Here is a 6,273-nt window from a genome sequence, read left to right as displayed (position 1 = left end):
CCGAGGGGCAAGCCGAAGCAGACACGAGTAAGCCGTACAGAAGAAGAAGGGAGACAAGGTGCCCAGAACGGGCCAGGAGGAAGGAAGGGACGTCCGAACGAGATGATCGCAGGGATCCGGTCCTTATGCCACCAGAACACAGCTGGGCAGCCGTGTGTACGTGTGGCGCGCATAAAAAACAAAACCCCCGCAAGGGATACTTGCGGGGGTTTTGAGCAATAAGAGCTTGACGATGACCTACTTTCACAGACGTCCGTCCACTATCATCGGCGCAAAGGCGTTTCACAATCCTGTTCGGGATGGGAAGGTGTGGGACCACCTTGCTATGGTCGTCAAGCGTAACTGGTTGCCAGGCCGTCTCTACAGAGACGTCCCAGCCAATTGGAAGAAGCACACTGCCAGCGATCAGTACGGATCAGCTAGCAGCGGTTACGAAGGTGTCGAGCGCGGGTTGCGCTGCACTTCAATATTACGTTCTGTGGTCAACAACTTAACTCACTACAACCTCAAGGGTTATAGGATCAAGCCACACGGGCAATTAGTACTGGTTAGCTACATGCATTACTGCACTTCCACACCCAGCCTATCAACGTCCTGGTCTCGGACGACCCTACAGGGAGGTCAAGCCTCCGGGATATCTAATCTTCAGACGAGTTTCCCGCTTAGATGCCTTCAGCGGTTATCTCTTCCGTACGTAGCTACTCGGCAATGCCATTGGCATGACAACCGATACACCAGTGGTACGTCCACTCCGGTCCTCTCGTACTAGGAGCAGGCTCCGTCAAATATCCAACGCCCACGGCAGATAGGGACCAAACTGTCTCACGACGTTTTAAACCCAGCTCACGTACCTCTTTAAATGGCGAACAGCCATACCCTTGGGACCGGCTACAGCCCCAGGATGAGATGAGCCGACATCGAGGTGCCAAACACCGCCGTCGATATGAACTCTTGGGCGGTATCAGCCTGTTATCCCCAGAGTACCTTTTATCCGTTGAGCGATGGCCCTTCCATACAGAACCACCGGATCACTATGTCCTACTTTCGTACCTGTTCGACTTGTCAGTCTCACAGTCAAGCACGCTTATGCCATTGCACTATCAAGACGATTTCCGACCGTCTCTAGCGTACCTTCGAACTCCTCCGTTACACTTTAGGAGGAGACCGCCCCAGTCAAACTGCCCACCATGCACGGTCCCCGATCCCGATAAGGGACCTAGGTTAGAACCGCAAACAGACCAGGGTGGTATTTCAAGGATGACTCCACGCGATCTGGCGACCACGCTTCAACGTCTCCCACCTATCCTACACAGGCCGGTTCACAATCCAATGCAAAGCTACAGTAAAGGTTCATGGGGTCTTTCCGTCTAGCCGCGGGGAGATTGCATCATCACAACCATGTCAACTTCGCTGAGTCTCAGGAGGAGACAGTGTGGCCATCGTTACGCCATTCGTGCAGGTCGGAACTTACCCGACAAGGAATTTCGCTACCTTAGGACCGTTATAGTTACGGCCGCCGTTTACCGGGGCTTCGATCAAGAGCTTGCACCCCATCACTTAACCTTCCGGCACCGGGCAGGCGTCACACCCTATACGTCCACTTTCGTGTTTGCAGAGTGCTGTGTTTTTAGTAAACAGTCGCAGCCACCGATTCACTGCGGCCTCTTCATGCTTTGTGCGCAGGCACATCACACTAATGAGGCATACCTTCTCCCGAAGTTACGGTATTAATTTGCCGAGTTCCTTCTCCTGAGTTCTCTCAAGCGCCTTGGAATATTCATCCCGTCCACCTGTGTCGGTTTGCGGTACGGTCTCGTAGAGCTGAAGCTTAGAGGCTTTTCTTGGAACTGCTTCCAGTTAGTTTAGAGCCGAAGCTCTATCCAGTCACACCCTTGAATTACGCACCCGGATTTGCCTAAGTGCCTTCTATGATGCGCCAACGGGGACATCCAACACCCCGATAACATTCTGCAATCCGTCCCCCCATCGCACTCTACGACGGTGCGGGAATATTAACCCGCTTCCCATCAGCTACGCATCTCTGCCTCGCCTTAGGGGCCGACTCACCCTGCGCCGATGAACGTTGCGCAGGAAACCTTGGACTTACGGCGAGGGGGCTTTTCACCCCCTTTATCGCTACTCATGTCAGCATTCTCACTTCCGATACCTCCAGCATTCCTCACGGAACACCTTCACAGGCTTACGGAACGCTCTCCTACCATGTGTACTAAAAGTACACATCCGCAGCTTCGGTCTATGGCTTAGCCCCGTTACATCTTCCGCGCAGGACGACTCGATCAGTGAGCTATTACGCTTTCTTTAAAGGATGGCTGCTTCTAAGCCAACCTCCTGACTGTCTATGCCTTCCCACTTCGTTTCCCACTTAGCCATAGTTAGGGACCTTAGCTGGCGGTCTGGGTTGTTTCCCTCTTGAGTCCGGACGTTAGCACCCGGTGCTCTGTCTCCCGTACTGTACTTGCCGGTATTCGGAGTTTGCCATGGTTTGGTAAGTCGCTGTGACCCCCTAGCCATAACAGTGCTCTACCCCCGGCAGTAATATACGAGGCACTACCTAAATAGTTTTCGGAGAGAACCAGCTATCTCCAGGCTTGTTTAGCCTTTCACTCCGATCCACAGCTCATCCCCTAATTTTTCAACATTAGTGGGTTCGGTCCTCCAGCACGTGTTACCGTGCCTTCAACCTGGCCATGGATAGATCGCCTGGTTTCGGGTCTACACCCAGCGACTGAATCGCCCTATTCGGACTCGCTTTCGCTACGCCTCCCCTATTCGGTTAAGCTTGCCACTGAATGTAAGTCGCTGACCCATTATACAAAAGGTACGCAGTCACACCACGAAGGTGCTCCTACTGTTTGTATGCATACGATTTCAGGATCTATTTCACTCCCCTTCCGGGGTTCTTTTCGCCTTTCCCTCACGGTACTGGTTCACTATCGGTCGATCACGAGTATTTAGCCTTGGAGGATGGTCCCCCCATATTCAGACAGGATTTCACGTGTCCCGCCCTACTTGTTCGATGCTTAGTTCCACGTACTGAATTTCGCCTACAGGGCTATCACCTGCTACGGCTGGACTTTCCATTCCATTCGACTATTCACTACGCTAAAACATCCAGGCTGGTCCGGTTTCGCTCGCCACTACTTCCGGAATCTCGGTTGATTTCTTTTCCTCGAGTTACTGAGATGGTTCAGTTCACTCGGTTCGCCTCCACATGCCTATGTATTCAGCATGGGATACCGTATTACTACGGTGGGTTTCCCCATTCGGACATCTACGGATCAAAGCTTGTTTGCCAGCTCCCCGTAGCTTTTCGCAGGCTACCGCGTCCTTCATCGCCTGTGATCGCCAAGGCATCCATCATATGCACTTATTCGCTTGATCCTATAACGCTTGGTGCTGTTATAGGAATATGAGTATACGTTGTTGCCGTTCATCAATCCTTAGCTGTTATCCAATCCGAAGACTGAACAACGTCTATATTTTTGAGAACTTTCGTTGAACATAATTTGTTCTGTTGCAATCACAACCCGTGTATTGTCATCACAAGGCGACTAATCGCTTTGCGTTTATTAGACAACACACCTTCGTTGTGCTTCTTCCTAATTGTTAAAGAGCAATTCGTGGGTTGTATAACCCAACGAGCAGTATTCTTGTAAAAGAACACTCTTCGTTGAATCTAACGCCAGGTCAACCGTTGTTGTCCTGTGCCCTATACTCTGTCATGAACCTTGCTGTATCTACCAACCACAAAAGCGGTGGTGGAGGATGACGGGATCGAACCGACGACCCCCTGCTTGCAAAGCAGGTGCTCTCCCAGCTGAGCTAATCCCCCGAGGTAATCGTTGGTGGGTCAAGTTGGAATCGAACCAACGACCCCCGCCTTATCAAGACGGTGCTCTAACCGACTGAGCTACTGACCCATCTATCACCAGTGGGCGATACCTTCAATGGTCATGACATGAACTAACAGCCAATAAGTGTGGACGCTTTCGCTTTGCGAGCCATTCGCTCTAAAAGGAGGTGATCCAGCCGCACCTTCCGATACGGCTACCTTGTTACGACTTCACCCCAGTCATGAATCCCACCGTGGTAAGCGCCCTCCTTACGGTTAGGCTACCTACTTCTGGTGAAACCCACTCCCATGGTGTGACGGGCGGTGTGTACAAGACCCGGGAACGTATTCACCGCGACATTCTGATCCGCGATTACTAGCGATTCCGACTTCACGCAGTCGAGTTGCAGACTGCGATCCGGACTACGATCGGGTTTCTGAGATTGGCTCCCCCTCGCGGGTTGGCGACCCTCTGTCCCGACCATTGTATGACGTGTGAAGCCCTACCCATAAGGGCCATGAGGACTTGACGTCATCCCCACCTTCCTCCGGTTTGTCACCGGCAGTCTCATTAGAGTGCTCTTGCGTAGCAACTAATGACAAGGGTTGCGCTCGTTGCGGGACTTAACCCAACATCTCACGACACGAGCTGACGACAGCCATGCAGCACCTGTGTTCCGGTTCTCTTGCGAGCACTGCCAAATCTCTTCGGCATTCCAGACATGTCAAGGGTAGGTAAGGTTTTTCGCGTTGCATCGAATTAATCCACATCATCCACCGCTTGTGCGGGTCCCCGTCAATTCCTTTGAGTTTTAATCTTGCGACCGTACTCCCCAGGCGGTCAACTTCACGCGTTAGCTGCGCTACTAAGGCCTAACGGCCCCAACAGCTAGTTGACATCGTTTAGGGCGTGGACTACCAGGGTATCTAATCCTGTTTGCTCCCCACGCTTTCGTGTCTGAGCGTCAGTATTATCCCAGGGGGCTGCCTTCGCCATCGGTATTCCTCCACATATCTACGCATTTCACTGCTACACGTGGAATTCTACCCCCCTCTGACATACTCTAGCTCGGCAGTTAAAAATGCAGTTCCAAGGTTGAGCCCTGGGATTTCACATCTTTCTTTCCGAACCGCCTACACACGCTTTACGCCCAGTAATTCCGATTAACGCTTGCACCCTACGTATTACCGCGGCTGCTGGCACGTAGTTAGCCGGTGCTTATTCTGCAGATACCGTCAGCAGTATCTCGTATTAGGAGATACCTTTTCTTCTCTGCCAAAAGTACTTTACAACCCGAAGGCCTTCATCATACACGCGGGATGGCTGGATCAGGGTTTCCCCCATTGTCCAAAATTCCCCACTGCTGCCTCCCGTAGGAGTCTGGGCCGTGTCTCAGTCCCAGTGTGGCTGGTCGTCCTCTCAAACCAGCTACGGATCGTTGCCTTGGTGAGCCTTTACCCCACCAACTAGCTAATCCGATATCGGCCGCTCCAATAGTGAGAGGTTCCGAAGAATCCCCCCCTTTCCCCCGTAGGGCGTATGCGGTATTAGCCACTCTTTCGAGTAGTTATCCCCCGCTACTGGGCACGTTCCGATATATTACTCACCCGTCCGCCACTCGCCACCAAGAGAGCAAGCTCTCTCGTGCTGCCGTTCGACTTGCATGTGTAAAGCATCCCGCTAGCGTTCAATCTGAGCCAGGATCAAACTCTTCAGTTTAATCTCTGTGGTTGTCCCGTCTTGCGACGAGACCGATTGTGTCTCAAAGAAAAATTCAGAGTTACACAAGGTAATTCTTCATCTTTCGTTTGTGAGCACTTGATACAAACTTGTGGCGATCCCCGAAGGGTTCGACTCGCTCATTCCAAGCGCCCACACTTATCGGCTGTTAATTGTTAAAGAGCAGTGACAGTTGCCTGTCGTTCTACTGACTAACCCGGCTGGCTCGTCGCGTTTAGCGCTTCGAGCCTTGCTGTGTTAGCAGCAGAGAAACGAGATTATGAAGCAGATCAGGCGGTGTGTCAAGCGTTTTTTTGAAGAAGCTAGAAAGTTTTAAACCGTCTAACTCGTCCCGCTTAAACCAGAACTTTCGTTCCGTCCTACCTGGCGAACAATCAACCGTAAGGCCAACCATTCAACTTCACAAACAAGGGTAAATTTTCAAAACCGTTTCAACTTTCAAAACAGCTAAAAACTTAACGTTGTGTTCTCTGGAGCAGAACCTAGAACTTTAACACAGAATTTTCTGATTTGTCAAGCTCCGGGTTTTACACCGTGTCAGTTACCTGACCAGTCATTCAAGCTTCGGTGCGGGCCTCTTGGCCAAAGCGGTGAAACTTGTCTAACTGCTCTCTGCGGCGCTTCCGGGAAAACCCTGTGTGTGCTGCAGCGAGAAAAGAACTATAGCACGATGATTTTC

At 51.6% G+C, this 6,273-nt stretch carries 2 tRNA genes and 3 rRNA genes; all 5 read right to left on the bottom strand.

Annotated elements, in window-relative coordinates:
• Positions 1-224: 224 nt before the first annotated feature.
• Positions 225-337, bottom strand: a 5S ribosomal RNA gene (gene rrf / locus AC2TEM_RS21290).
• 180 nt (positions 338-517) lie between these two features.
• Positions 518-3,402, bottom strand: a 23S ribosomal RNA gene (locus tag AC2TEM_RS21285).
• A gap of 375 nt (positions 3,403-3,777) precedes the next feature.
• A tRNA-Ala gene (locus tag AC2TEM_RS21280) sits at positions 3,778-3,853 on the bottom strand.
• Between the two features lie 11 nt (positions 3,854-3,864).
• Positions 3,865-3,941: transfer RNA gene (locus tag AC2TEM_RS21275), tRNA-Ile, on the bottom strand.
• A gap of 93 nt (positions 3,942-4,034) precedes the next feature.
• Positions 4,035-5,573: ribosomal RNA gene (locus AC2TEM_RS21270) — 16S ribosomal RNA — on the bottom strand.
• Together the 16S, 23S and 5S rRNA genes with 2 tRNA genes alongside form the textbook arrangement of a ribosomal RNA operon.
• Positions 5,574-6,273: the final 700 nt, after the last annotated feature.

This window comes from Ruegeria sp. HKCCD3925 (assembly GCF_057221175.1).
The sequence above is the reverse complement of the archived record's forward strand: the minus strand, read 5'-3'. Positions and strand labels throughout refer to the sequence as shown.